The 414-nt window shown below is 57.0% G+C and carries 1 protein-coding gene; it reads right to left on the reverse strand.

Going from position 1 to position 414, the window contains the following annotated elements:
• Positions 1 to 401: hypothetical protein (locus KH893_RS12620; RefSeq protein ID WP_281166375.1), on the reverse strand; the 401-nt coding region annotated here is incomplete at its 3' end.
• Between the last annotated feature and the right edge of the window lie 13 nt (positions 402 to 414).

The following is a 414-nucleotide window of genomic DNA, read 5'->3' on the forward strand; positions in this document are numbered from 1 at the left end:
TCACCGAGGGCGCCGAATAATCCCGTTAAATATAAACTGAACTGATCCCCCAGCCACGAGAACTCGGCGTTGTAGGACTCGGTATCGAATCCCATCTGAGTATCTCGCCGCACGTAAAGATTGTGATTGGGGTCGTTCGTGCCGTAGAAATGAAGAAATTTTCCGACGCGGAGATTGTGTTGCTCACCCAGCCGCGCGAGAACATAGTGCCGGCGGCTGAACATCCGGCTCGTGCTCTGGAGACCGTTGCGGAACTCCTGCCTTCCGAACGATCCTACTACCGCGAATTTTTCGCCGTTGTACCCGCCCTCCAGATCCGCCTGCATCACGATGAATCGGCCGACCTGCGTCGAGGTCGAGTCGCGGACGGCCTCGACGCTCCGAAAATAGCCGGCCAGCAAGACCTTCTCGTTC

Origin of the sequence: Liquorilactobacillus sicerae (genome assembly GCF_029916425.1) — a bacterium.
Classification (GTDB): domain Bacteria; phylum Bacillota; class Bacilli; order Lactobacillales; family Lactobacillaceae; genus Liquorilactobacillus; species Liquorilactobacillus sicerae.